At 37.0% G+C, this 25,724-nt stretch carries 24 protein-coding genes; 17 read left to right on the top strand and 7 right to left on the bottom strand.

The features are described 5' to 3' along the window. Nucleotides 1–214 precede the first annotated feature (214 nt). Nucleotides 215–787 (bottom strand): hypothetical protein, encoded by a 573-nt coding sequence (locus tag IE080_RS05930; protein ID WP_189579538.1) that lies wholly within the window; start codon nt 785–787, stop codon nt 215–217. Nucleotides 788–1,896: 1,109 nt separating this feature from the next. Between IE080_RS05930 and IE080_RS05925 the strand changes: the two genes are divergently transcribed. Genes IE080_RS05925 through IE080_RS05915 form a run of 3 tightly spaced genes read left to right on the top strand, consistent with a single transcriptional unit; the run spans nt 1,897 to nt 8,040 of the window. After that, nucleotides 1,897–3,480, top strand: coding sequence for a TlpA family protein disulfide reductase (locus IE080_RS05925; RefSeq protein WP_189579537.1), 1,584 nt, complete (start codon nt 1,897–1,899; stop codon nt 3,478–3,480). A gap of 11 nt (nt 3,481–3,491) precedes the next feature. Beyond that, nucleotides 3,492–6,674, top strand: coding sequence for a SusC/RagA family TonB-linked outer membrane protein (locus IE080_RS05920; RefSeq protein WP_189579536.1), 3,183 nt, complete (start codon nt 3,492–3,494; stop codon nt 6,672–6,674). Nucleotides 6,675–6,693: 19 nt separating this feature from the next. Continuing rightward, nucleotides 6,694–8,040 (top strand): RagB/SusD family nutrient uptake outer membrane protein, encoded by a 1,347-nt coding sequence (locus tag IE080_RS05915; RefSeq protein ID WP_189579535.1) that lies wholly within the window; start codon nt 6,694–6,696, stop codon nt 8,038–8,040. Between the two features lie 46 nt (nt 8,041–8,086). Here the strand turns inward: IE080_RS05915 and IE080_RS05910 are convergent, their stop codons facing one another. Continuing rightward, a complete protein-coding gene (locus IE080_RS05910) occupies nt 8,087–8,341 on the bottom strand; it encodes a hypothetical protein (protein ID WP_189579546.1) in 255 nt (84 codons plus the stop codon). A 307-nt stretch (nt 8,342–8,648) separates the two neighbouring features. Continuing rightward, nucleotides 8,649–9,092 (bottom strand): MauE/DoxX family redox-associated membrane protein, encoded by a 444-nt coding sequence (locus IE080_RS05905; RefSeq protein WP_189579534.1) that lies wholly within the window; start codon nt 9,090–9,092, stop codon nt 8,649–8,651. A 293-nt stretch (nt 9,093–9,385) separates the two neighbouring features. On the opposite strand from IE080_RS05905, the gene IE080_RS05900 reads away from it, so the two are divergent. Then, the gene (locus IE080_RS05900) at nt 9,386–9,967 is read left to right on the top strand and encodes a Crp/Fnr family transcriptional regulator (RefSeq protein ID WP_189579533.1); all 582 of its coding nucleotides are present in this window, start codon (nt 9,386–9,388) and stop codon (nt 9,965–9,967) included. Nucleotides 9,968–10,123: 156 nt separating this feature from the next. Next, nucleotides 10,124–11,095: a terpene synthase family protein gene (locus IE080_RS05895; RefSeq protein WP_189579532.1), complete on the top strand. Its 972-nt coding sequence runs from the start codon at nt 10,124–10,126 to the stop codon at nt 11,093–11,095. Between the two features lie 439 nt (nt 11,096–11,534). Here IE080_RS05895 and IE080_RS05890 read toward each other — a convergent pair whose 3' ends face one another. After that, on the bottom strand, nt 11,535–11,789 hold the full coding sequence (locus IE080_RS05890) for an Lrp/AsnC family transcriptional regulator (protein WP_189579531.1): 255 nt from the start codon (nt 11,787–11,789) through the stop codon (nt 11,535–11,537). Between the two features lie 447 nt (nt 11,790–12,236). Between IE080_RS05890 and IE080_RS19715 the strand changes: the two genes are divergently transcribed. The 11 genes from IE080_RS19715 to IE080_RS05840 all read left to right on the top strand — a co-directional run bounded on the left by IE080_RS19715 (nt 12,237) and on the right by IE080_RS05840 (nt 21,594). Beyond that, nucleotides 12,237–12,443, top strand: a complete 207-nt coding sequence (locus tag IE080_RS19715) for a DUF6922 domain-containing protein (protein WP_373295120.1) — start codon at nt 12,237–12,239, stop codon at nt 12,441–12,443. Between the two features lie 285 nt (nt 12,444–12,728). Further along, on the top strand, nt 12,729–13,352 hold the full coding sequence (locus IE080_RS05885; RefSeq protein ID WP_189579530.1) for a DUF998 domain-containing protein: 624 nt from the start codon (nt 12,729–12,731) through the stop codon (nt 13,350–13,352). 12 nt (nt 13,353–13,364) lie between these two features. After that, the gene (locus IE080_RS05880) at nt 13,365–14,066 is read left to right on the top strand and encodes a CPBP family intramembrane glutamic endopeptidase (RefSeq protein ID WP_229800520.1); all 702 of its coding nucleotides are present in this window, start codon (nt 13,365–13,367) and stop codon (nt 14,064–14,066) included. Between the two features lie 229 nt (nt 14,067–14,295). Then, nucleotides 14,296–14,763, top strand: coding sequence for an RNA polymerase sigma factor (locus IE080_RS05875; protein ID WP_189579528.1), 468 nt, complete (start codon nt 14,296–14,298; stop codon nt 14,761–14,763). Continuing rightward, nucleotides 14,756–15,349 (top strand): hypothetical protein, encoded by a 594-nt coding sequence (locus IE080_RS05870; RefSeq protein WP_189579527.1) that lies wholly within the window; start codon nt 14,756–14,758, stop codon nt 15,347–15,349. Before IE080_RS05875 ends, IE080_RS05870 begins: the two co-directional genes overlap by 8 nt. Next, the gene (locus IE080_RS05865) at nt 15,346–16,302 is read left to right on the top strand and encodes an alpha/beta fold hydrolase (protein WP_189579526.1); all 957 of its coding nucleotides are present in this window, start codon (nt 15,346–15,348) and stop codon (nt 16,300–16,302) included. Before IE080_RS05870 ends, IE080_RS05865 begins: the two co-directional genes overlap by 4 nt. Nucleotides 16,303–16,401: 99 nt before the next feature. Continuing rightward, a complete protein-coding gene (locus IE080_RS05860; protein WP_189579525.1) occupies nt 16,402–17,457 on the top strand; it encodes a serine hydrolase domain-containing protein in 1,056 nt (351 codons plus the stop codon). 51 nt (nt 17,458–17,508) lie between these two features. Then, entirely contained in the window at nt 17,509–18,759 is a 1,251-nt protein-coding gene (locus IE080_RS05855; RefSeq protein WP_189579524.1) for a serine hydrolase domain-containing protein, read from the top strand. A 469-nt stretch (nt 18,760–19,228) separates the two neighbouring features. Beyond that, nucleotides 19,229–20,365, top strand: a complete 1,137-nt coding sequence (locus tag IE080_RS05850) for a M50 family metallopeptidase (RefSeq protein ID WP_308428147.1) — start codon at nt 19,229–19,231, stop codon at nt 20,363–20,365. 61 nt (nt 20,366–20,426) lie between these two features. Continuing rightward, entirely contained in the window at nt 20,427–20,996 is a 570-nt protein-coding gene (locus IE080_RS05845; protein ID WP_189579522.1) for a Crp/Fnr family transcriptional regulator, read from the top strand. A 295-nt stretch (nt 20,997–21,291) separates the two neighbouring features. After that, the gene (locus IE080_RS05840) at nt 21,292–21,594 is read left to right on the top strand and encodes a DUF3784 domain-containing protein (RefSeq protein ID WP_189579521.1); all 303 of its coding nucleotides are present in this window, start codon (nt 21,292–21,294) and stop codon (nt 21,592–21,594) included. A gap of 12 nt (nt 21,595–21,606) precedes the next feature. Here the strand turns inward: IE080_RS05840 and IE080_RS05835 are convergent, their stop codons facing one another. Genes IE080_RS05835 through IE080_RS05825 form a run of 3 tightly spaced genes read right to left on the bottom strand, consistent with a single transcriptional unit; the run spans nt 21,607 to nt 24,102 of the window. Further along, nucleotides 21,607–22,584 (bottom strand): MlaD family protein, encoded by a 978-nt coding sequence (locus IE080_RS05835; RefSeq protein ID WP_189579520.1) that lies wholly within the window; start codon nt 22,582–22,584, stop codon nt 21,607–21,609. 2 nt (nt 22,585–22,586) lie between these two features. Then, entirely contained in the window at nt 22,587–23,327 is a 741-nt protein-coding gene (locus tag IE080_RS05830) for an ABC transporter ATP-binding protein (RefSeq protein ID WP_189579519.1), read from the bottom strand. A gap of 1 nt (nt 23,328) precedes the next feature. Beyond that, complete coding sequence (locus IE080_RS05825; protein ID WP_189579518.1) at nt 23,329–24,102, bottom strand: MlaE family ABC transporter permease; 774 nt, start codon at nt 24,100–24,102, stop codon at nt 23,329–23,331. Nucleotides 24,103–24,240: 138 nt separating this feature from the next. On the opposite strand from IE080_RS05825, the gene IE080_RS05820 reads away from it, so the two are divergent. Continuing rightward, nucleotides 24,241–25,428, top strand: a complete 1,188-nt coding sequence (locus tag IE080_RS05820) for an esterase (protein ID WP_189579517.1) — start codon at nt 24,241–24,243, stop codon at nt 25,426–25,428. The last annotated feature ends 296 nt before the right edge of the window (nt 25,429–25,724 follow it).

Here is a 25,724-nt window from a genome sequence, read left to right as displayed (position 1 = left end):
ATCTTGCCATGATGCTGTCCTGCGTTAGCTTACGAAATCAACTTTTTAAAAGTAGGGGGAATGGGTGCTAACGATTCTTTTCACGCAATCTATTGCGCTATGTATGCCATTTGGAATAAATAGCGCAAAAAGTGGCGGCTATTTTCCAATTACCCCCAAATCTACCCAATCCCCATCGCCTAAAAAATACCCTGATCACGGTATTTTTGCTTTTTTATTGGATAGGAGAATTCAAAACCAATACTTTGTAATAAAACACTTTACCTTTTGGGCTTTTTCTAGAGATTTTAAACCATTCAAATTCCTCGGCAATTCTTTTTATTGCTTGTTCTAAAGCGCTATCAGAAAAAGATCTAACAAATAAATTATGAGATTTCAGCCTTGTCTTTATTTCGCTTAACCTTCTTTCCTCTCTAAAATAAGTATCTGTTAAAAGTTGGTCTTTAACGAACCTATGAGCATTATGAATTTTTGATAAACTAATGAAATATTTAGGGTTTGCGGAATCATCAGACTTAAAATTAATTAGCTTCTGAAGTTTTGGGATATGGCTAGTTTTTACCGGATACTTATTTGAAATTTGAGAAGATGTTAAGCCGAATGAAAGCGCAATTTCATTTAGCTTATTTGGGGATATATTTGAAAGCTTTAAAATCGCCCTGTCGATTGTAGGCTTTGAGACTTTTGTGAATTCTACAATTCCATCAACCGTTAAATCTGCCTCCTTCATAATTAATTGTAAATTTTTGGAGATGTTTTCTGCTCTTAAATAGTCTATTTTGCTCATAATGAGCAAATCGATAAATATTTTCTAGTACATTTTATATCAATAATTTTTTTATTTGTACTGAAATATATACTTTTGGAATATCAGGTAATTAGACCTGAATTAATTGAAGATTATTAGCAGTCATTAAACTAAGAGTCTCTATCACAAATTCCGACAATTTGACAAGGGAGAGACGGTAGGTTAATGCCCAAGAGGTTATTTTGTGTACATTTGTATGCACTATAGCGCTTGGGCCCTATCGAAATCACCCCTTAAGGCGTCGGAACCTTGTGATGTGGTTGAGATAGAAGCCCACGCTATAGTGTTCTTTTTTTCGACCTCGTCCAGACTCGTTTTTATATAGCTGACCAATGCAAGCGAGTATGATACACAGTTCCACATTCGAATCGAATAATCAGCTTCTCAGCCAAGAGAAGGGGAGGACTGCTGTCTGTATGCCGCATGAGTCTGGAAGAACCCTCACCCTATTTGAACTTTTAAAGAACATCATCAAATCTCCGGTTTGATGGATGTGCCCTAGGTAAGGAAGGGTAGAAGTGGCGTTTTTGCCACCGATCCGGATTCCCTGTTCCTTGTTGTTCCCGATCTGCTGCAGAAGGTGATGGGAAAAGTATGCCCTCTTTCTTGATTTCTTAGGATGCCGTTGCTGCCCTTAAGGCTTGCCTGACACGCCTATGTCTATTGTTCAGGCTTCTTAGCTCAGCTTCGTCGCAGGCCGTTCTTCCCAGCATGCTTTCCTGCATGAGTTGGATGGAATCTCTATGCCTTTACTTAAGATTGAAAGAGGATGAGTGTTCGCTCTATCCAATCCAAAATCACTTATCAACCAATGTACGAAAACCACTGATCTGCTACTAACTGACAGGTAAGCAAAGTTGCTTGTCACCCCAAAACCCTCCGTACTTTCCTCATAATGGTAAAACGATTAACGATTCCCATGCAGCGCCGGATACACATACGGTGACGACGCTGCAGCGGAGGGGTAAGGTGCTTATTTACTGAAGTTCCTATTGTCTGTGCTTTTCAAATAAGGATCTTCTAAAAGAATAGGTAAAAACCAATTAGTGTTTTTAAATATATCCACAGTCTAAACAATCAAAAAAATTATGAAATTACGTATATCCCTTTTTCTTCTCCTTTTCACTTCTTATTCATTTGGATTTTCCCAAACAAATGAAAAAGAAGCCTTGATTTACGGAGAAGTATATTCCTTAAAGCCCAAGGAAAATATTCGGTTCCTTCTCTGGAATGATGTTTTTGAAATGTCAACTAAAGAAGAACCCAAACAGGATTCAATTATTCCGTTAAATCGAGCATCTGTTTATGCAGGTGCTATTTCACCTAATGGTCGGGACTTCAACTTACATATCTCAAATGATATACTTCCTGCATGGATAAGTTTTGAAGATACTTTAGATGGTTTTTCTTATGGACCTTATTTGCTTTCCCCCTCAGATAGCATCAAAATAATGTTCGATCAGCGAAAACAACAGGTGAATTTTGGAGGGCCTTCTAAGCATAGTTTTGAAATGGCTTCCAGATTGAACAGCTTGATAGATCAAGCTTGGTTTGAAAATTCGAATATGATTGATTTTTCAGCGTTTTCCGATATTCAACCTGAATTGTTAAGTAAATTAAGTGATAATAATAAAAAGTTTAGAAGAGAAGTAATTCCCATTTTAGATAGATCTGAAAGAATCACTAAAATGAATCAAAACTTAGCATTGGCTAAAAGTAATGATTTTATTCAAACAGCTCAATATTTCAGATCCAGAGTCTCAGAAGCAACTTTTTCAACCTTAATGATTGAATTTTACTCTCAAATATACAAAAAGGTTTTCTATGGCTTTTATGGATATTATTTCGGGGATTTAACCGAAAAAGCTCCTGAGTTGATTGATTCTTTTTCTCGATTCTTTGAATTTATGGAAAGTGAAATCGATAGCCTTAGCGCTATATATAATCCAGTTTTTTCCCCGACATATTTGAAGATGCAAGAAAACCGAATCCTTGGTAAATCAATGATTGAAAGTAAATCGTTTTTTGAAATTTCTAAGTTGGAGTCTAATCCACTTATCCGTGAAAAAATACTTGCTGGCTATTTTTTGCAGAGAAATGTCATAATTAAAGAGGGTTTAGGTGATTTCACAAAGTTCCTATATGAGGTTAACGACCCCCAACTTAAGGAAAGGCTTCAGGTATGGCATCTGGCTAGTACTCCAGGTTTACAAGTGCCCGATTATTCGTTCATTGATGATAGCGACAATGAGGTTAGGATTTCTGACTTTAAGGGGAAAATTGTATTAATAAATTTTTGGTTGACAGGATGTTCTGCTTGTAAATATTTTAATCAGCATCATTTAAAGAGAATTGTAGATGATTATAAAAGCGACTCTGATGTTATTGTGCTTTCTCTAAGTTTGGATTCCAAGAGGGAGATTTGGTTAAAGTCCAAAAAATCTGATATCTACTCTCCTAATGAAGTTATCCAACTATGGACTGGGTATGAAGGGAAATCTTCAGATCATCCTTACCTAGCATATTTTAACATAACATCTGCACCTCAACTTCAATTGATTGACCAAGAAGGTAGACTTTTCCGACTCGGTATCTCAGAAAAGACCTACAGTAGCATTAAATCTGAAATTGAGTCCTTAAAAGAAAATTTTTCTAGCACTATCTATCCCTAACATTAAAAACAATGAAAGAAATAATATTATTGGTGGCATTGAGCCTTATTGTTACATTGAGTTTTTCTCAAAACGAGAAATTTGTAATATCTGGAATAGTTAAAGAGTCTAATTCTGGTCTTCCTCTTCCTGGTGCAGTAATTTCACCGGGGGATCTTTCTATTGGAACAATTACTGATCAAAATGGAAAGTTTAGTTTACAGCTAGTGGCAGGAAATTACACCATTTCTGCTTCCTATCTAGGTTTTGAAAAATCAGAATTAAAGATTTCTTTAACTGAAAATATTGAGATTATTTTTAACCTTAAAGAATCGGGTATGGATTTAAGAGCCGTTGAAATAATGGCAACAGGTTATCAAGAAATCCCAAAAGAAAGAGCTACAGGGTCATTTGTTCAATTAGATAATGAGCTTATTAATCGTAGGGTTTCTACTAATCTGATTGATCGTCTTGAAGATGTTACACCAGGTTTAATTTTTAACAGGACAGGACCAGCAAATGACCCAATTAGTATTCGGGGCAGGAGTACAATATTTGCCAACACTCAACCTTTGATCATTATAGATAATTTTCCTTATGATGGACCTTTGGAAAATATTAATCCAAATGATGTAGAAACCATTACAGTCTTAAGAGATGCTGCTGCTGCCTCGGTTTGGGGGGCAAGGGCAGGGAACGGAGTTATTGTAATAACTACCAAAACAGGAAAAGTTGGAAAACCAAGTCTTTCAGTCAATAGTAATATTAACTTTTTTCAAATTCCTGATCTTTTTTATCAGCCTGTTATGTCAGTCGATGATTTTATAGAAGTTGAACAACTGTTATTCTCCAGAAATTTTTACAATGCACAAATCAATAATATTAATAGACCAGCACTTTCTCCCGCAGTTGAAGCAATGATTAAAGCCAATAATGGTTTAATTTCATTAGAAGAACTAGAAGAGAAATTTGCATTATTCAGATCAAGAGACACGAGAAGGGAACTTACAAATCATTTTCATAGACCTGCTGTAAATCAGCAATATAATATTAATCTGAATGGTGGTTTTGATAACTATAGGTACTCAATTTCTGCAGGTTTCGATAAGAATCTTGATAATATTGTTGGGAATGATAATTCGAGATATACATTAAGTATTAAAAATAGTTGGAGTTTATTGAAGAATCATCTTGAACTAAATACAGGGGTTTATTTGTCAAGATGGAATAGAAATATTCGAACAGATGTTCCAAGAACTCTATTTCCATATGAAGTTTTTAGTGATGAACTGGGTAACCCGTTACCTGTTACATTTGGATACAGTAGACGATTTATTGAAAGTATTTCCGAAGTAGGATTGTTGGATTGGAATTACTATCCAATAAAGGAAGTGGGTGCGGGGAATAACCATAATCAAGAAAATGATGTTAGACTCAATTTAAACCTAAGCTACAAAATAGTTGATGGTCTCAAAGCAGGTATTTTCTATCAATATTGGACAAATGGAAATAACACGGAAAACTTGCAAGGCCTTAATTTGTTTTCTACAAGGGATCTGGTAAATAGATTTACCCAGCAATCTCCTGGAGGTGTTCTATCTTTTCCTGTGCCTAGAAATAGTATTTTGGATATTCAAAATACTCGTGCTTTCAGTCATAGCCTCCGCGGTCAATTATCATATAATAAGAATTTGAGCTCTGTATCAACCATAGATGCTGTAGCAGGTTGGGAATTAAAGGATTTACAATCCATAAGCAGAGAATTTAGATATTATGGTTACAGGGAAAATATTGGTATTTCACAACCTGTGGACCTTATTAGTAATTTTCGTCAGTTTCATAACGGATTTCAGACTACAATATTTGATGGTACCAGGCATAGAGGATTTACAGATAGGTTTTTATCCCAATATTTTAACGCTGCTTATACATATAAAAAACGATATAATTTATCATTTTCTGCTCGAAGAGATGCTTCAAATTTGTTTGGAGTTGATATTAATCAAAGAGCCGTACCACTTTGGTCATCTGGTTTGGGGTGGGTTATTTCAGAGGAAAGCTTTTTTAATTTAACTTTTCTTCCATTCTTAAAATTAAGAGCTACTTATGGGGAAAATGGGAATGTAGACAAATCTGTATCTGCCTTAACCACTGCTGCTTATTTCGCAAATCCTTCTTTTTTATTGGCAGGAGGAGAACTTGCAGCCTTGATAACCTCTCCTGAGAATAGATCACTTAGATGGGAAAGAATTAGGATCTTTAACTTGGGTTTGGACTTTGAGACAAAAAACAGCAGAATTAGGGGTAGTATTGAAACCTACGTAAAAAACGGAATAGATCTCATTGGGGATTCACCCTTTTCCCCATCAACAGGATTCTTTAGAGCTCGAGTTAATAGTGCAAGCACAAAAACTACAGGGATGGATTTAGATATTCAATCTATAAATGTGAAATCCAACCTACAATGGACAACAAACTTAATGCTTTCGACGATCAAAGAAGAAGTTACAGATTACTTTTTTAGAGCAACACCTCTCAACTATCTAGCCCAGTCCCAAGGCCAATTATTTCCACTAGAAGGAAGACCTTTATTCTCTATATACAGTTTACCATGGCTAGGACTGAATCCAGATAATGGTAATCCAGTAGGTATTCTGAATGGAGAGCCAAGTGAAAATTATTCTGCCATTTTTGCTAGTACAAGCCCAGAAGACCTTACTTTTCATGGGCCTAGAAGACCAGGTATATTTGGTGCACTAAGGAATACTTTTCTTTACAAAGGATTAACTTTATCCGTCAATATGTCTTTTCGGGGAGCATATTATTATAGAAGAGAATCGGTTTTGTATAATACCATACTCAGAGGGCAGGGAGGACATGCTGATTTCAGCAGGAGATGGCAGCAACCAGGCGATGAGTTAACCACAAATGTTCCTTCTATGCCTTTAACAGCAAATAATGTTAGAGATAATTTTTATCGGTATGCAGAAACCTTGGTAGAGCGAGGAGACCATGTCAGGTTGCAAGATGTTCGGTTATCGTATAATCTAAATTCAGCTAATGGATCAAGATTTCCATTTAAAAATGCTGAAATTTATACATATATAAATAATCTAGGTATAATTTGGAAAAAATCTAGCGATCCAATTGATCCAGATTTTAGACAAATGCTTCCTCCAAGAAGTATCGCAATGGGTATAAATATAAATTTTTAACCATCTAACCTTAAAAATAATGAAAACCAATATTCTATATTTAATATTTATTTCAGCACTTAGTTGCCTGTTATTTTCATGTGATGATTTTCTGGATTTCAAACCAAGGTTAGAGCTTGAGGTACCTGAAAATCTTGATGAGTTAAGAGCTCTTTTAAGCAACGAACAAAGGATGAATGAGGGGGCGGTAATAGATATGATTGCATCAGATGATTTTTATCATACCAGAGATTTTATAGATTCTCAGGATAATCCTCTATATTTTAATGCTTATAAAAGACTCCTAACCCCTGATATGTATGGTGATGCTATACAACCAGAATGGACAATATTATATTCACAAATCTATACCGCGAACTTTTGTTTACAGCAAATCAATAATATTCCAAGAACATCTGGAAATGCTGTAGAATGGGATCAGGTAAAAGGTATGGCTTTATTTAAAAGAGCTTATGCCTATTCAGAATTGCTGAAAATATTTGCGCCGATTTTAACCGAACAGACTGCTAGTGTCGAAAGTATACCTCTTGTTTTAATTGCAGATATCAATACGATTGAAAGTTTCACAGCTCTTGAAAAAATTTATGAACAATTATTCATTGACCTTTTGGAGGCAGAACCTTTGCTTAATGATATTCCAGACATTAGAACTAGAGCTTCAAAATCATCAGTCTACGCACTTAAAGCAAGAGTATATTTAAGTATCAATGAATTTGAAAAAGCGTTGACGGAGATTGATAAATCTCTTGCCATTGATGATAGACTTATTGATTTTAATAAATTAAATCCAGCTTTAAATTTTCCAATCGGAATAGATAATGAGGAATTTATATATTATAGATTTTCAGGGGTTTATGGTCAGCTTAATTCTAATCCAGAAGCGAGGATAGATACTTTATTATTTGCTTCGTATGAAAATAATGACCTTAGAAAGACAATTTACTTTTTTAGAAATCCAGCAGGAAATATTAATTTTAAAGGACAATTTACAGGAAGGTCAAATTATTTTGTTGGGCTATCCGTAAGTGAAAGTCTTTTGGTAAAAGCAGAGTGTGAGGCAAGACTTGGGAATCTTCCTGGCGCATTTGATGCTCTGAATAAACTTTTGGAATCAAGGTTTTTATCAGGGACTTTCAAACCTTTAAAACCATCAGACTTTGATGATCCGCTAGGATTAATTCTGCAAGAAAGAAGAAAAGAGTTACTGTTTAGAGGCTTAAGGTGGTCAGATCTAAAGAGGTTTTTAGGCAATAGAGATGAATGGTTTCCTTTAAAAAGAGTTTTAGGAGTCGATACATTGGTAATGCAAAATTCTAAAGAAGCTTTTGTCTTTCCTGTGCCACTTGAAGAGTTTACTAACAGATAAAAAACGAATCAGGTAATTTCCATTGGAAACTACCTGATTTTATTGTTTATTTTAGTCGGAAAATTCCATTTGACCCTTGAATAGGAATTGAAAGATTTTCATCCTCAAATAAACATTGCGCTGTAGGATTACTCAAACACTCATATTGAGTTGATCCCATTTGTACTGGAACTGGCCCTTCATCAGGATCATTACCCCAAACGGTTTGATTTGTGTCAATCGGCTTCGTAAAAGCAAAAGCAAATACCGCTGCCAACATAAATACTCCTGCACGTAGCAGGTTTTTAATCGAATTTTTCATAAGATTGTATTGAATATAGTTAAAGTAATTCCGGTCGTTTGGCTAAAGGTTTTTCTGACAGCCTTTTGAGAGGAACGGCCGGTTTTATCCCCTCACTTCCAGTTTGTCACCTAGTAACTCCCCAGAAGATTCTTTGTGTTCATATCTTTTTTTCCTTCATTAGAAGATTTCTTCTTTTTCCATTTTCCCAACTTTACTGTCTCGCTTCTAATCTCTCGATTCTCGCGTCTCATCCCTTCCTCCTTCATCCCTCATCCTTCATCCTTAAGTTTCTCGCATCTCGCATCTCGCTTCTCATCTCTCGCTTCTACTTCCTCCCCAAATAAATCCCCACCACAGCAATTCCCAAAAAGAAGAGATTAAACCACAGATGTTCCCACCAGCCCAACTGATTCAATATTCCTCCACAGCTGCAAGGAACCCTACCAAATACATTGGTCAGTACTAAAAGGATATACCCGGAAAAAATTGCCATCAACACAGCCGACAACTGGAAACCATAGCTTCTCCAGGAAGGAATCAAGAGCATCATGGCAGCAATGATTTCTATCAATGGAAGACCCACCCATAATACGTCAGCCATCCATCCAGGAAAAACCTGATTATGCAGAGCTCCATAGCTTCCTTGTGCATCAATTACTTTGGAAACAGCCGTATACGTCCACAAACCAATCAAGCTAAGCGCACAAAATTCTTCCAAGAACTTTTTACTGAATCTTTTTTCCAACCGATTTATATTGAATAGTACCATCTTTTAGTTTTTAATCAGTGTATAAACTAATGTTGAAATCCTTACTCAAACTTTTCGGTTTGAAATTAGGAGAATAAAATAAATTAAAAAGTCTCATTTGAGACATAATAAAGAATCTGTAAAAAAGGTATCATTTGGGTAAAAATTTGGTTTTTCCAATTTGATTCAATGAGAACAACTAGATTTTTATAGGTTTTTAGTAAATTGTGATTGTTGTTCGTTTGCCGCAGTTCCAAGCTGTGTATGTATTGGCATTTTTTGCCCTGTAATACTTATGTAAAATTTTATCAAGGATGGAAGAGCTAGTAATTACAAAGCTTAAAATGATTTACGCTCCACTGATGTCAGTAGATGATAAGGTTTATAAAAAGCTTGCGCCATACCTTCAGTACAAAACCTATCCAGAAAATACCATTCTTAAAAATTTTGGTGAAGTAGAAACATCTGCAAGGTTGATCGTTGATGGTGTCATTTGTCAATATCAATTGGATAATGAAGGAAATGAATATGCTGCCAAAGTGTATTACAATGGACAGAATGCATTTGATCTTATTTCCTATACTGACCAACACGTAAGCGACACCTTGATTATTACCAAAACAGAAGTAGAGATCATTGAGCTTTCCAAAAAAAATGAAGAAGAATTATTAAGGCATGTTCCTGAGGTGATTTCTTTGGCAATAAAAATAAATCACTTGATCATCAAAGAACAACAAAAATGGGAGCAATTACTCAAACTCCCTAAACAGGTCGCCTACGATACTTTTTTAGGATTGCATAAAAATTTAGGAACTTGTCTCAAGGTGAAAGATCTTCAAGACCTTTTGGGCATCAGTAGAGCACACTTTAGCAGAATACGTGCCAAAAAAACGTAAATAGCTGTTAACCATGAATTTAGTCTCATTTGAGACATTTTTTTTATTTCACAAAAGATATTTAGTTGAAAATTTTTTATAAGCTATCTCCTTAACTAATTTCCACTTAAAAGTTGGAAGCCCATTGTTTGATTAAGTTAAAAAAAAGGAGAACTTATGAAGCATGTTAGCAAATCTCAGATCACCACTACTCACGGACTTTTATCCGATTTTGATCGTCACTACCCCAAGGAATTGGTCTACTGGGACTCCCTCGAATGGCAATTGTTTACTTGGCTGAATAAGCAAGGACTCCTAAAAAATGAAGTTGAGCACGTAAGAACCCAAGTATCGGCTATCTTAAAATTTGCCCCGAGACTCTTTCCTTATACCAATCCCCGCTTGCAGCTACTCTTTGCCAAGTTGTTTACCTTGCTCTTTATCATGGATGATCAGGCAGATCATCACAAGGGGAATTTTTGGGAAGAGGCATGGAATAAGCACCTGAAAGGAGGGGCGCATGACTTGATTGCTCCTTGTATGGAAGTGATACAACTGATCAATTTACACCGATCTACGGGTCATTCATCTGCACTCGTCCTCCTGCTCCAAGAATTTATTTACGCTGGCATGCAGGAAAAAGTACGGTGGAACAAGGAGGGCAGCCTTCACTATCAGGCCTACCTAGATTTTAAAACCCAAAGTTCGGGAGTGAAGATTGCTTTTGAATGTCTACATATTGCCCATCCAGAAATTGGCCTGATACTTTCTCCCAATCAGTTTGCCCTGCTCAAACAGAAGCTTTCTGCACTGATCATTCTGTCCAATGATCTGGATTCTTATCCAAAGGAATTGGCAGTAGGGGATACCAATAACTTAGTCATTTTGTATCAGCAGCAACGGAAGATAAAGCTCAGTTCCGCGATTGCCAACGTACGCACGCATCTGAAAGATGAATGGAAGGCCTTGGATGACTTACTGCTCAAGCAATACCACAAGTTCCATCAGGGAAAAGAATCTCCCTATTCGGTTTCCAAAACTATCAAAGAGCAAGTAGAGTGGAGGCAAAGCATTACTAAGGTTTTGGCCATTTTCTTCGGTTGCAAGCATTGGGCATCATTTGATACAGGCAGGTACCAAAAGAGATGATCGTTCCTTGATATTCAAATGAGGATGTTAAAAGCAAAAAATTACCCTCGTTCTGATTTTCTCCGAACCTTTCTCCGAACTTTTCTCCGAACTTTCTGACTATTTCTTTAGCGGGATAGTTGATTTCCTGAAAACGTTGGCTGGTTTTTCTCCGAACTGAAAGTAGGCATGCTAACCATTTTCTCCGAACTGGAATTGCATTTCCTCCGAACTTTAGTTGATTTTTATTACGAACCTAAATCAATTTTGTTACGAACCTAAATCCATTTTATTACGAACTTAAAAGTGCCTTTTTCAAGCTAAAATGGGGTTTTTATAAGCTGGATTGGATTTGTTACGAACTCAGGATGGGTTTCTTACGAACTCAGCTTCATTCCTAATCAATGATTTTCCAATACACCCTTGTTTTCCCAATCCTTTCCAAAACATCTTTTTTGTTTCAGGGAGTCAATGTGTTCGACCACCGTTGAATTATTAATCCAAGCATTTCGGCCATCTTACGAATCGAAATCCGTAGCTCTTCTTGAAGGAGAGAAAGGACCTCCAATTGTTTTTCTGACAGTCCGATTGTATGGGGTATTGTATGGGGTATTGTATGGGGTTCAATACCTGATTGGATGGGTTTTTGGGTGAGTTTTGGATGAGGGAATTCCCCATCTTTAGCATCCTCTTGGAACTGCACCGATAGCTCCATGATTTGACAAAAGCCCCTTTTTCCACCAATACGCGCTATAAACCCTAATCTTTTTAAGATATTATTGATTTCAATATAGTTTAGCTTGATGAACGTTGAAGCGCCCAAGGGTAATATTTACTCTTGAGATAAGAACGAGGGTGAAAAAAGCAAAAAATTACCCTCGTTCTGATTTTCTCCGAACTTTTCTCCGAACTTTCTGACTATTTCTTTAGCGGGATAGTTGATTTCCTGAAAACGTTGGCTTGTTTTTCTCCGAACTTACCCTTCGTTGGTAGCTTTCACTTTTCAGAAGCTGTAAATTCATTTTCTCTCACAGAGTTGAATCGGTATATTTTTTTTGTTCATTTTTTTTTATTTGTTCACGTCACGTGAACAAGTTGTTTTTGTGAACATAGAAGTAAAAACAGTTCAAATTTTATTTTTAACATACGTGTGTAAACAAAATTGTCAAGGGATATCAAACCGGATCTGAGTAAACTAAGGCCGGCAATTTTTTGGGATACTTCTTTAGATAAAATAGATTGGTTGCAACATCGGCAATATGTAATGGATCGTGTAATGGAAAGAGGGAATGAAGATGAGAAAAAGCTAATCAAAGATTTTTATGCCTTAGAGGGAAATAGTATCGATTTTATTTTTTTGATTTTATGATGTAAGGACTTTCTTATTCTTCAATCCCTCCATACTGATCCTCCATCAAGTCCAAATAAGCACCTTGAATTTCCTCGGAAAGAATGGACTGTTAGACCAATTGAAGTGTCTTCATTTTGAATTTTATCAATCGCTTGAAAGCTCTTTCGATTGGATTGCTCCTGTATTTATTAGACTAAGATAAAGGTACCATACAAGAATCGCTTTTTTACCATTTGGTAATTGGAAGGACTGGACAAATGCAGAATTTTGTCAATTGTTTGTTTAATTCAAAACTGTAAAAAAATGAAAAATAAAAGATTTGGCTTGAGTGGTTTAATGGCCCCTCTACTATTTGTCATTACTTATGTGATCATGGTTTCTCAGAGTCCAGAATATAGTAGTTTTACCAAAGCTGTGAGTGAGCTTGGCTCTATTGATGCACCCAATAAGTGGTTATGGAATATTTTTGGGTATATTATTCCGGGTATTTTGATAGCTTTTTTTTCTATAGGGCACTTTAAAAGTATGGGTTCTATGACTAAAAGCAAATTGCCTGTGATTGGTATTTTTTTCAGCGGTGTGTTAATGAGTCTGTCAGGAATTTTTCCAGGAGATTTTGATGATAGAACTTCAATTACTATGATATTACATACCTTGGGGAGTTTTGGTTGTTATATCTTTTTTTTACTAGGTGCATTTAGCTATCCTAAGTTGATGAGAAAAAGTAAGTACTGGAAATCAGCTGTTTTTCCTTCACTTGCTTTTACTTGGCTTACGATAGTTTTTGGAGCATGGCCATTTATATTTACCCAAATGCCTGGAATAGGTCAAAGAATTGTCTTCTCATTGTATTTCTTATGGGTTGGCTTCAATGCGCTAAAGCTTTATTATTATGAGTTGGAGAAAGATGAACTTTTATTAACCTAAATGAGTATCAAGATGGGAACAGTAAAAGTAGTTTGGCGGAATCTAATCTTGGCGCCTATTTGGTTTTTGATTGCCTTAATTTCTATTATTTCCTATTTTATTATCCAAGGGATGGATGAATCTGATATTTCTGAACAGATAATCACGAAAATCCCTGTAATACTTTTGATAGCTCAATTATTGATGTTGATCTATTTGCTGATTTCCACAAGGAAGATTGGGTTTGATGTAGTTAAAGATGGATGGAAAGCCGAGAAAAGAAAAATACCAATAGATATCATTGGGGGGATTGTTACAGGAGTAATTCTAGCTATAACGTATATTTACTACTTATCACCCTTGCAGCAATTTTTACAACATCGTTTTGGAGACTATGTGCCTGCGGGGGAAACTATGACTTCTTTAGGAATGCATTCTATGGCATTTTTCATAGCAAATGTTTTGTTGGCTCCTTTTGTTGAAGAAAGTCTGTATAGAAATTTCGCAATGAGAGAGTTTTTGAAGCAGTATGGACCTGTACAATCAATAGTTCTAACATCAGTTATGTTTGGATTAATGCATTGGCTGGGAGGATTTTGGTATATTATACTAACAGGGCTTTTGGTAGGTGTTCCGTTGGCAATGATTACAATCCAGCGAGGGAATCTGATTTGGGCTTTTACCGCCCATGTGGTATTGAATAGCATAGAGTTTAGCCATATTTCGAGCCTTTAGAAAATAGGATAATCCATAATTTTTTACCAAGAAAGGTTACAAGGTGATAGCTTAATCATTTTGTCAGGATGTTTTATCCATCTACCAAATGGTAATTTAGGTCAAGAACACACATGGTTTTTTGAGGGCTGTTTAAGTGTAGTGTCAGTAAAAATAATCCAAAAGCACTGTAACATTTTCTAAAGCTCTGTATCTAAAGTAAAAACGAATCTATTTAAAATAAAAAAGGGTGTTTGAGGATATCTACAAAAAGTATTGGCAAAAGGTCTTTAGGCTTTGTATGGGGTATGTTAATGATACCGAACTCGTGAAGGATTTAGCCCAAGAAACCTTTGTGATTGTCTGGAATAAGCTTTCTGAATTCAGAAATGAATCCACTATAGATACTTGGATTTATCGGATCACTTCCAATACCTGTTTAAGGCAAATTGAACAACAGAAACGTTTTCCTCGAGATGAACTGCCGACCGATTTGGTCATAGAAAATGAACCGGATGTAGAATCTAAAACCACTTTTTTATACAAATGCATTGCGGAACTTCATGAGATTGACAGACTGATAATATCACTGGAACTTGAAAATGTAAAGCAGGAAGAAATTGCTTCCATTCTTGGACTCTCAAAAACCAACGTCCGGGTGAAAATCCACCGGATAAAAGAAAAATTAATGGAAAAATTTAAAAAATACCATGAATAACAATGAATTAAACAGGCTTTGGTTGGGTAAAACAAGTAACCCACCAACCATAGATGAAATACGGGTTAGACTTCATCAGATGAAGAAAAAAAAGCAAGTAGAGCGTTTTGTTCTTGGTGGAATTGTGATCCTTACCATTGCTGCAATTATAACAATATGGATATTTTTCCAACCTACGCTTATCTCTACAAAAGTGGGGATCATTGTAACCCTTGCAGGAATGATTTTCTACCCCTTAGCATATTATCGGGTTATTCCTAATTTAAATGAATTCAATGAAGACTCCACTAGCAGTGTGTTTTTAGAAGCACTTTTAAAACTCAAAGGCAGGGAGAAGTTTTTGCAGACAAAGGTACTTGGAGCATATTTTATCATGCTATCTACGGGGCTTTTCCTGTATCTTTTTGAGTACATCTCTAAAATGGATACCATCCTGGCTTGGTTGTTTTGCTTGCTTACAATTGCCTGGTTAATGTTTAACTGGTTTTACCTTAGGCCAATTGTTGTTAAAAAAAATACAGCTAAACTGAATGAAACTATTGAAAAAGTAAAAGCTATCCAACAACAAATCGAATTATTCAGATGAAAACCATAGTTATTTATTGTGTATTATTAATCCTTGTCTCAACAGCTAATGGGCAAGGGCTGTATGTAAAAGCATACGGAAACCCTGCTGATTCTCCTGTGATTTTTTTACACGGTGGTCCAGGATTTAATTCAGCAGGATTTGAAGCAACTACAGCCCAACGTCTGGCAGATACCGGGTTTTATGTAGTTGTATATGATAGAAGAGGAGAGGGGAGAAGCCAACATTTACAGTCCTCCTACAATTTTCAGCAGTCTTTTGCTGATTTAAACCAACTATTTCAGACGTACCAATTACGTAAAGCCATTTTAGTGGGACATAGTTTTGGAGGGGTATTGGCAACCTATTTCGCCGATGAATTTCCTGAAAAGGTCCAGTCCGTAATTCTAGCAGCAGCTCCTGTTTCCATGCAAGAGTCATTTAAGACCATTATCGATGCTTCAAAAATTATCTATCAATCCAAAAATGATAGTGTAAATCTTGCTTATCTGTCCCAATTAGAAGAAATGGATAAATCCTCTCTTGCATACAGTTCTTATTGCCTTATGCATGCCATGCAAAATGGTTTCTACAGCCCAAAGAATTTAACAGAGGAGGCAAAACAGTTATATAATATCTTGTTAGCTGACCCGGAAATTGCGAGTCATGCTACTCAAATGACTTATCAGGCCCCACAAGGTTTTTGGAAAAGTGAGGCTTATACATGTATAGATTTAACAGATAAGATCAACGCTATAATTAGTAAGGCTATAAAGGTTTATGGGATCTATGGTAAAGAAGATGGACTTTACTCAGCCAACCAAATTTCAGCATTACAAAATTTGATTGGCTCGGAAAATGTGCTTTACCTTGATAATTGTTCTCATAATGTTTTTATCGATCAGCAAGCTCAATTTTTATCAGCTATCAATCATTGGATGAGTAACCAGCCAATTGAAGATTTTGGATTTTAAAAATTAAAAGAAGGTGTCTATGTCGTTTTCACAAATTACCATGATGGTAACGTTGGCAGTCTTGTTAGATTAATCTTTTCTTAAAATTATCAAATACGTATGCAATTCAAATTCATGTATAGTACCTCTCTCTTTGTTCTTTTTCTATCAGTTGTTGCCCTTGGACAGCAGCAGGAGGCAATGGAGACGTATCTTAAGCAAAAGCAGGAAGAATATCAATTACCCGGTCTAGCGGTGGGTATTGTGAAAAACGGGCAAGTATATTTTCAGCAGGGGTATGGTGTAGCAACTATTCATTTCCCCAAACAGATCACTGAATATTCAGTATTTCACACAGGTTCTGTAAGTAAACTTTTTACTGCACAGGCAATCCTCAAACTTGTAGAGGCTGATAAAATAGGCTTGGATACCCAATTGGCATCTTTAAACTTAGGACTCAGATTAAAAGATAGACAAATCTCAGAGATTACTATTCGTCAATTGCTAGAGCATCAATCAGGTCTACCCGATGTTTGGGGGTATCATTGGAGAAGACAAAACACGGACTCTTTAGCACTTCAGCGCTATTTTTCCAAAAAGAAACTGAAGCTTGCAACCTCTCCAGGAAAAGAATACCGTTACAGCAATTTAGGCTACAATTTATTGGCATTGATAGTGCAACAAGTAGAGGGATTATCTTTTGAAACCTTTGTCAAAAGAGAAGTGCTGCTGCCAGCAACTATGACAACAGCGGATTTTAGATATTTTGCTATTCCCGAGGAAATGCGGCTCTCTCCACATACAAAAAATTTGTTTGGCAAGGTAAAGGTTCGCAAAATCTATCCGTATACCCGGGAGCATGCGGGGAGCAGTACCTTGAACTCAAGTGTTGAAGAGTTAAGTAAATGGATGATACAGTTTATGAATGATCCCTTTCATCAACAGTTTTTAGTGCCATCGCCAGTGTATGCCTATAATTCATTGGGCTTTCAGTTATATCGTGTTGCAGGTAAAGATGGATTTGGCCATTACGGAGGAGATAAAGGTTTTCGGGCATTTTTAATGATGGTTCCTTCGGAAAAAACCGGTATCGTTCTATTGTCCAATTCAGATTTTAACGAGGACTTTCGTCAAGATATAGGATTCACATTGATGAAATCACTCCTTAACCCTTAATTTCTCTAACTGATTAGTAATAAAAATAAATTATAGCTAAAAAAATACATCATGAAACGGTCACTTCTTTTTATAGCAGCCACCATCCTGTTTGTTCTTGGTGGATTTATATCTTATAATCATTTCTCTTGGAAAAAGCTGCCTAACTTTGAATCTTCAGGATTCGAAGAGATATTCGATGAAATATATACTAAACAAGGAAAAGAATCTAGTAAAACACTTCGGGAACTTGTTTCAACTTTAAAAGTACCATCTGCTTCTGCGGCAGTTGCTGTCAATGGTCAATTGGTGTGGGTAGGTACCTATGGCTTTGCTGATATTGAAAAACAAACGAAAGTTTCTCCTCTGACACTTTACAGAATTGGGAGTACTTCCAAAGCCTTGACTTCGGTTGCGGTGATGAAACTTGTACAGGATGAAAAGCTTGACTTAGATGTGCCGATATCTACGATTATTCAAAATTACCCTGAAAAACAATGGTCTTTTAGTACCCGTCATTTGCTCTCGCACACTGCAGGACTTCCTGATTATGAAGATTTAGGAATTAAAGGCTTATATTATAGCATGTTGAACTTCAAACAGTTTTCTTCTGTGGAAGAATCACTTGCATTGTTTCAAAATATTCCTTTGCTATTTGAGCCTGGTACCGGATTCAAGTATAATTCTTTTGGTCCTGTACTTGCTTCTAGAGTAGTAGAGATAAGTTCAGGAATGTCTTTTGAAGAATTTATGAATAAGTATATTTTTCAACCCTCCGGTATGAAGAATACCTATTTGGAAAAAGGGAAAAATAATCCAGCTTCAATTGCCAAATTTTATGAAACTGATAATCAAGGTAGCTACAGAAATTGGCATACTTTCGGATTCCCCAAACAAATCCAGAATTTGAGTTATAAGTGGGCAGGAGGAGGGATGCTTTCTACACCCACGGATTTGGTATTATTGGGGAATAGATTACTGACAGATAATGAGTTTATAGGAGAAGATATAAAAGGGATTTTCTTCACCCCTCAATTATTGAATAACGGTGAAGTTAATATTCAGAATTATGCTCTGGGATGGAGATTGAATCAATCCTATACTTCTAAGCACTTTAAGAATAGAACTGTAACTATGATGGTACATCATGCAGGGATAAGTAAAGGATCAATGAATTTCCTCTGTCTTTTTCCAAAAGAAAATATTGTCATCAATGTTTCAACCAACGGGAGAAGTGAGGATATAGATTTTTCGCATTTCTGGGATTTTACTATGCAGCTTGTTGCTCCTTTTGTTGATGGATTACATAGTGAAGGTATGTAGAAGTAGAAAAAATCTTTTAATAAAGAGTAGCTATGTTATCAATACAATGGGGGTAATTTTCACAAAAGAAGACCTTGATTTTTGAGATTTATTTTTAACAAACTATGAAAATCATATTCTAGACAAAGATTTTGATTTCATAAAAGAAAATTCTTTAGCTCTAAAAAAGACCACCAACGGGAATTTAAACTATATCGCATGAGCCGCATTAGGAGGTTTTTATGGAGCCATCCCCAAAGGGTTACTTGCTTATTATACAGGAGTACATTATTTAGTTTTTGCAGGTGCCGCATTCGGCGCACTTATAGTGGTAATGAAGAAAATGAATGATAAAAAGAAACAAGTTTTAGAGCTGACTTTGAATTTAAGTAAAAGTATTTGGAATAATTATCATAAGTTAATCTACCGAATAATTAACTTTAAATCCATTCAGAAATGCATGATAGAATTAAAATTTTAATTGACAGATATGAAATCACCTAAACTTAAAAATAGAATTCTTGGGTTTATGGGAGGTATCATTATCGGTGCCACTGTTGCCTATCTTGTACTAGTGGTATTTGGTGATGTAAAGGGAGGTTCAGAATTCCCTTGGCACACTAAGTTACTGTTGTTTCCTGTTGTTGCAATAGCACTTTGGATAACCATATCCATTCATGAATTGGGCCATGTCTTCGCAGGACTTTCTCAAAAATTTGAATTTAGATTACTATCTGTGGGACCTGTGATAGTTGAAAAAGAGTTAGGCAAACTCAAATTGAAAAGAAATACAAATTTCAATACATTTGGAGGTGTTGCCTTGTGCTTACCGACGGATCAGCAAAATTTAAATAAGAGATTTGCAATCTTTGCATTTGGAGGACCTTTAGCAAGTTTAATTTTTGGTGGGTTTTTTTCCATCTTTCTAATCTTTATTCAACTGGATACTACCTTACTAAGGTTTTATTTACTTGAATCCTTTATCCTAATTAGTTGTATTCTTTCTTTTTGTATTGCTTTGGTTACATTAATTCCCATGCATTCAGAAGGATTCACTTCTGATGGAGGGAGAATATTAAATTTATTAAAAGGTGGGCCATCCGCCCAAATTGAATCAACATTATTGAATGCGATTGCTCAGGCGACCTCCGGGATTAGACCATCATTGATTAACCCCGATCCAATCTTAATAGCGCTTAATCTTCCTTATGAGTCTCCCTTAAAACCTTATTTAAGTGGACTATTGTATAACCATTACCAAGATGCAGGAGAATTAGAAAAGGCCAGTTGGCATTTAGATCAGTATCTGGAAGGTGCCCAATATATTCCGAAAGGCTATATTGCTTCGTTGTATTTAGAAAAAGCTTGGTTTGAAGCAAGACACAAGAAAAATCTCAGTCTTGCCAAAGAATATTTCTCCCGAGAAAAAGCAGGTGTAATGATACCTAAATCTCAGGTCTTGAGGGTAGAAGCGGCAATTGCCATGGGAGAAGGCAATTACAGCCTGGCTGTTAAAAAAATCAATGAAGCAATAAAAGAATTACCAAAACTAATAGATAAAGGTGCTGCAGTAGCTGAAAAAGAATGGCTTGAAGCGATGCTGGAGGACTGTAAGGTCGAATTATAGAAGAATTGATATCTTTCTTTTGCACTATGAAATTTAAATTTCACGGTGTAGATTCGACCTTATGAATTATGCACAAATACTTAAATCCTCTTTTGATCCCTATTTTCAAGCACCTCTTGAAATATGGGAAGGCTTTTTTCGTATGTGCAAGGTTGTTTCGGTGAAAAAGGGCATCATCATCAAAGAGTATGATGCCACAGAAAATTACTTTTATTTTATTGTAGAAGGGGCTGTTGGCGTGTTTTTATGGAAAGAAAACACCCCTGTTTGTCTTGACTTCGCCTTTGATGGTCAATTCTGCTCCGATTATATGTCAATATTAACGGGAGAGCCTACCCCTCTTTATTTAATGACCTTAGAAGATTGCTTATTCTTACGAATGAGTAAAGAGAAATACAATGAACTAACCCAAATGCCTATTGGTAAAATTATCCGATTAGTAGCCGGTGAGGTATCCTTCGTAGACAAACAACGGCAACAAATAGAATTGCTTACCAAAACAGCAAGCCAACGGTATCATTTGCTCTTGAAGCAATTTCCTGACATTCAAAACCGAGTCGCCCAACAGCATATAGCCTCCTACCTGGGTATCACGCCTCAAAGTTTAAGCAGAATCAAGCGTGAAAATTGACGCCTTTTCAGCTCGTTGATTTATGTTGACTCAAGTAAAATGGCCTAGTTTTAAAGAAAGGATTCAACTCCCTTAGGGTAAAAAGTCATTTTTTCTTTTATTCCATTGCTTTATTTGAGCTAATTTCCCTGAACTTTTTGACTATTTCTTTAGAAAAGGATTTGATTTAGTGAGAAAGTCACTTTCTTTACTTGTTCACGTCACCAGAAAAGTCCTTTGTTGGTAACAAGGAGAATATAAGGGTCATTGAATGAGTTTACTTTGAATTAACCTTGTTTTTAACTAAAATTAAAGTATGGAAGCTCTTTACATCGCATTATTATTTCTTGCTTTGGAGGCATTGATTAGAAAATTCCCGAATCTGATTGCGGGCTACGGGAGTTTGTCCCAGCGGGAAAAAGAGAACGCCATAAACAATGGACTCTCTGTTTATTACATTTGGATTTTTTTCACTATGAGTGCATTGATACTAATAGCGTATGTTGTTGGCATCTTGATAGATAGGCCAAACCTAGGGTCGGGCGTTGGACTGATCGTAACATTGCTTGGGGCAGTGGTACTGATTATTGTAGGCAATATGTTAGTTCAAAGAAAGTAGGGACTGATCAGCTCATTCTTTATTTGCCTCTTTTTCCCTTTCCAATCGCCTAAAATACCTTCGAAATAGAAAATTGCTCCTCATGGCCTCCATGTTTTCGGCAAAGGAGGCGGTGCCTTCTTCTATGTTGAGCATGCTTTTGAGCATGGCTTCTTTGAGTACAGGGTCTTCCAAAATTAGTTTAGCAGTTCCATCACTTTGCTCGATATCCTGGACAATGCTTTTAACCTGGAGCATAAGCTCTTGGGTTTGCTCGCTTACTTCAAGTAAGTGGCCTACAGATTGGGAGAAGTTGGTTGCAAGGATTGTGTCGGTAAAAACTTGTTGAACCAGGCCTTGACCCTGTTCTAAGGTGTACAGCATTCGCTTTCCGGACATGGCCATATCAGAAGCGTGGGTGCCGGCATTGCGGATTTCCTGTACAGTTGCTTTGACTTCCTTGACCAATACACTGTCCGACAGCAGGTTCCAAAGGGCTTTGCTGTCATTTAACTTTTGAGAGACATTGGATAAATGAAAAAATGTTTTCTCCAGATAGTCTCCCGTGGATTCCAGCGTTCTCAGCATTTCTTCCGTATCCAAGCCTGCTCGGGCAAAGAGGGTGTCTCCTTCCGAAATCATGGGAGAGTATCCTTCTTGTGGGAGGATTTGGATGATTTTGTTGCCCATCAAGCCATCCGTGTTAATGGATGTGAGAGAATTACTGCGGATAAATTGGGTCATTTTTCGCTGAACAGCCATTGTGATATAAATGGAAGAATCATTTTCCATGTTGATGGACCGAACGGTTCCGATATTTAAACCCTTAAAGCGTACATTATTGCCAGGAACTAAACCACTCACATTATCCACTACGGCTGTGATTTGAATGGCAGTGCCAAACAGGTTTTTGTTTTTCCCTATCATATACAAGGTCAAGACCAGGAAAATCAGTCCCGCGATAACCAAGAGACCAAGTTTTGTATTGTCGATTACTTTTGTCGCTTTCATAGTTATTCGAAAAACGCTTTAATTTTTGGATCAGTAGCAGCTTCTAATTCTTGGAAAGTCCCCGAAGCATAGTTCTTTCCGTCGATCAACATGATGATTCGGTTGGCGATCATGTTGATGCAATTCAAATCATGTGAAATCACGATTGATGTGGCGTTGTATTTTTTCTGCACATCAATCATCAGTTGAGAAATTTCCCTTCCCGTAATTGGGTCGAGGCCAGTGGTGGGTTCATCGTATAAGATTACTTTTGGTCGTAATATCAAGGCTCTCGCAAGGGCTACCCGTTTTCTCATGCCTCCGGACAATTCAGCAGGCATCATGTGGAGGGTATGAGCCAAGCCCACATCCTCCAAGGCTTCCAATATTGCTTGGTCAGCCATTTTTTCCCGTTTTTCTTTCGTCCAATGTCGGCGCAAGGGAAATAACAAATTCTCCCGAATCGTCATGGAATCATACAAGGCGTTGCTTTGGAAAAGAAAACCAATATCAGCTCTCCAAGTATTCAATTGGTCCTCATCCAAGGCGTCGATATCCTGACCAAGTACAGTTATTTTGCCACTATCGGCTGCTATCAGTTTGATGATGCATTTGATCAACACGGATTTCCCAGATCCTGATTTTCCTAGAATGACTAGGTTTTCACCCGTTTCCACAGCCATGGAGAAATCGCGTAAGACATGGTTTGTTCCAAATGACTTATTCACATGTTCTACCAGTACAATTGGATCTTTTGTTTGCATCTCAAGTCAAGTCTAGTAAATCAGTTATTTGTACAACCAATAAATCTATGATAAACACCAGTAAGGAAGCTACGATGACAGCTGTAGTGGCTGATCGTCCAACTCCTTCTGTACCTTTTTGGGAATAATATCCCTTATAACAGCCCACAATACCTATTGCAAAACCAAAGAAGATGGTTTTGATAAGTGATGGTACTACATCTCCAAAACTCAGGGAGTTGAACACTTGGAACCAATACAGACTCCAGCTGACATCACCTCTGAGATTGGTTCCCAAGTATCCACCGTATAGGGAAATAGCATTTGCGACACTGGAAAGCAAAGGGACCATGATTGTAGTAGCTAATACTCTTGTCACGATCAGGTATTTGAAAGGATTGGTACCAGAAACTTCCATTGCATCAATCTGTTCGGTTACCCGCATGGAACCAAGTTCTGCACCCATACCTGAACCAATCTTGCCTGCACAGATCAAGGCTGTGATTACTGGGGCAATTTCTCTGACCAAAGAAACAGCAACCATGGCAGGAAGCATCGCCTCGGCCCCAAACTCCACCAAGGTTGGCCTGGATTGAATGGTCAGTACCAATCCCATGATAAATGCAGTAATGCCTACCAAGGTCAATGTCTTGTATCCTACCCAAAAGCATTGATTGATAAATTCTTCCCATTCCTGTTTGGGCTTCACGAGCTCTCGGAAGAAACGGGCAGTAAACCTGCTTAATTCTCCAACTTCTTGCAGGAAGGCACTTTGTAGGATAAGAGGATTTCTCACGGGTTTGATTATTTTTACACAAGTTAGCTGATTTTAAAGATTAGTATTGGTAATCAAAATCAGTGGATTAGATGATAAAAATCATCTATTTTATGCAACCAACTTTCCCTAATTTCAAACCTTGAAAAACTTTGTGTTATGAAAAATGTGATGTTACTAATTGCCCTTTGGATATTTTCATTACCAAATCTGCAAGCCCAAGAAGCAATTTTCCGCTCCCAAGACTTGATTTCTCCCGAAATGGAGGATAATAAAGTAACGTTCAGATTTTATGCTCCAAATGCGCAGAAAGTTGAAATTACTGGGGACTTTCTTCCTACGGAAAAAATCGATTCACCCATGGGAAAAGTAGATGGCCCTGGCAAAGTTACATTGATTAAAAATGATAAAGGTATTTGGGAATTTAAAACCGAAACGCTGGCTCCTGAATTGTATAGCTATTCTTTTTTGGTGGATGGACTGCCGGCACTTGATCCCAATAATCCCTTTTTGATTAGGGATGTTGCTTCTGTGACGAATATTTTTATCATTGGAGGAGCGCAGGCCGATCTGTACAAGGTGCAGCAAGTGCCTCATGGAACAGTTGCTAAGCGATGGTATCCTTCCGAAGGTTTGAGAATGGTAAGAAGACTGACGATCTATACTCCGCCTGGATATGAACAATCTACCCAATCCTATCCCGTATTATTCCTGTTGCATGGTGCAGGTGGAGATGAAGAAGCCTGGATGACTTTGGGAAGAGCATCCCAAATCTTAGATAACCTCATTGCTCAAGGAAAAGCCAAACCTATGATAGTGGTCATGCCTAATGGAAATGTGATTCAAGATGGGGCTCCAGGAGAAGGATCTAAAGGGTTTTATAAGCCTCAGTTTATGATCCCTCAGACCATGGACGGGACCTATGAGGCCCATTTCGGTGAAATCATAGATTTTGTGGAAGCAAACTACCGCGTGAACAAAGAAAAATCCCAAAGAGCCATTGCAGGGCTGTCTATGGGTGGATTTCATACATTGCATATTTCCCGCTTCTATCCCAATGCCTTTGATTATGTAGGCTTGTTTTCAGCGGCTATTATGCCAAGGAAAGATGCTACCGGAAGAGTTTATAAGGATATCGATGCTACCCTAGAGCAACAGCGGGATAATGGCTATCAATTGTATTGGATCGCTATTGGAGAAACCGACTTTTTGTATGATGCCAATCAGGAGTTTATCAAAAAGCTGGATGCCATGAAGATGCCGTATACCTATGTAGAAACAGAAGGCGGGCATATCTGGAGAAATTGGAGAATCTATTTGAGTCAGTTTGTGCCGCAGTTATTTTAATACAATATGAGCTAGTAGCAATCAATATGGTAGGTTTATTTCTTTTTTTATACTGATGGTTAAAGGACTGTTATTCTCCTTCATGAATCCAAACCCCTGATTCATGAAGAAAACAAGGGCTTTCATGAACTTTCCAATTTTGAAAAACTTTAAGAACGTATGTTTGTAATGTATTCAAAAACAAAAATTTTGTAAGATTATATTTTTTGGTGACGACAACTCTTTTTCAGCTTTAAATCCGTTCTTCTGGCTGGGGAACGGATTTATTTTTTTATTCAAATCCAATGCTCAAGATT

The sequence above is a fragment of the Mongoliitalea lutea genome, assembly GCF_014652135.1.
Classification (GTDB): Bacteria; Bacteroidota; Bacteroidia; order Cytophagales; family Cyclobacteriaceae; genus Mongoliitalea; species Mongoliitalea lutea.
Note: the sequence above shows the minus strand (reverse complement) of the source record. Positions and strands in the feature narration are given on the sequence as shown.

Excerpts from the sequence above, each read along its gene's own strand:
- IE080_RS05840 (WP_189579521.1), top strand. The coding sequence starts at position 21,292 with ATGGAAGCTCTTTACATCGCATTATTATTTCTTGCTTTGGAGGCATTG.
- IE080_RS05880 (WP_229800520.1), top strand. The coding sequence starts at position 13,365 with ATGGGAACAGTAAAAGTAGTTTGGCGGAATCTAATCTTGGCGCCTATT.
- IE080_RS05915 (WP_189579535.1), top strand. The coding sequence starts at position 6,694 with ATGAAAACCAATATTCTATATTTAATATTTATTTCAGCACTTAGTTGC.
- IE080_RS05835 (WP_189579520.1), bottom strand. The coding sequence starts at position 22,584 with ATGAAAGCGACAAAAGTAATCGACAATACAAAACTTGGTCTCTTGGTT.
- IE080_RS05885 (WP_189579530.1), top strand. The coding sequence starts at position 12,729 with ATGAAAAATAAAAGATTTGGCTTGAGTGGTTTAATGGCCCCTCTACTA.
- IE080_RS05910 (WP_189579546.1), bottom strand. The coding sequence starts at position 8,341 with ATGAAAAATTCGATTAAAAACCTGCTACGTGCAGGAGTATTTATGTTG.
- IE080_RS05860 (WP_189579525.1), top strand. The coding sequence starts at position 16,402 with ATGCAATTCAAATTCATGTATAGTACCTCTCTCTTTGTTCTTTTTCTA.
- IE080_RS05890 (WP_189579531.1), bottom strand. The coding sequence starts at position 11,789 with ATGGAGCTATCGGTGCAGTTCCAAGAGGATGCTAAAGATGGGGAATTC.
- IE080_RS05930 (WP_189579538.1), bottom strand. The coding sequence starts at position 787 with ATGAGCAAAATAGACTATTTAAGAGCAGAAAACATCTCCAAAAATTTA.
- IE080_RS05920 (WP_189579536.1), top strand. The coding sequence starts at position 3,492 with ATGAAAGAAATAATATTATTGGTGGCATTGAGCCTTATTGTTACATTG.
- IE080_RS05895 (WP_189579532.1), top strand. The coding sequence starts at position 10,124 with ATGAAGCATGTTAGCAAATCTCAGATCACCACTACTCACGGACTTTTA.
- IE080_RS05900 (WP_189579533.1), top strand. The coding sequence starts at position 9,386 with ATGGAAGAGCTAGTAATTACAAAGCTTAAAATGATTTACGCTCCACTG.
- IE080_RS05855 (WP_189579524.1), top strand. The coding sequence starts at position 17,509 with ATGAAACGGTCACTTCTTTTTATAGCAGCCACCATCCTGTTTGTTCTT.
- IE080_RS05905 (WP_189579534.1), bottom strand. The coding sequence starts at position 9,092 with ATGGTACTATTCAATATAAATCGGTTGGAAAAAAGATTCAGTAAAAAG.
- IE080_RS05925 (WP_189579537.1), top strand. The coding sequence starts at position 1,897 with ATGAAATTACGTATATCCCTTTTTCTTCTCCTTTTCACTTCTTATTCA.
- IE080_RS05850 (WP_308428147.1), top strand. The coding sequence starts at position 19,229 with ATGAAATCACCTAAACTTAAAAATAGAATTCTTGGGTTTATGGGAGGT.
- IE080_RS05820 (WP_189579517.1), top strand. The coding sequence starts at position 24,241 with ATGAAAAATGTGATGTTACTAATTGCCCTTTGGATATTTTCATTACCA.
- IE080_RS05865 (WP_189579526.1), top strand. The coding sequence starts at position 15,346 with ATGAAAACCATAGTTATTTATTGTGTATTATTAATCCTTGTCTCAACA.
- IE080_RS05845 (WP_189579522.1), top strand. The coding sequence starts at position 20,427 with ATGAATTATGCACAAATACTTAAATCCTCTTTTGATCCCTATTTTCAA.
- IE080_RS05870 (WP_189579527.1), top strand. The coding sequence starts at position 14,756 with ATGAATAACAATGAATTAAACAGGCTTTGGTTGGGTAAAACAAGTAAC.
- IE080_RS05830 (WP_189579519.1), bottom strand. The coding sequence starts at position 23,327 with ATGCAAACAAAAGATCCAATTGTACTGGTAGAACATGTGAATAAGTCA.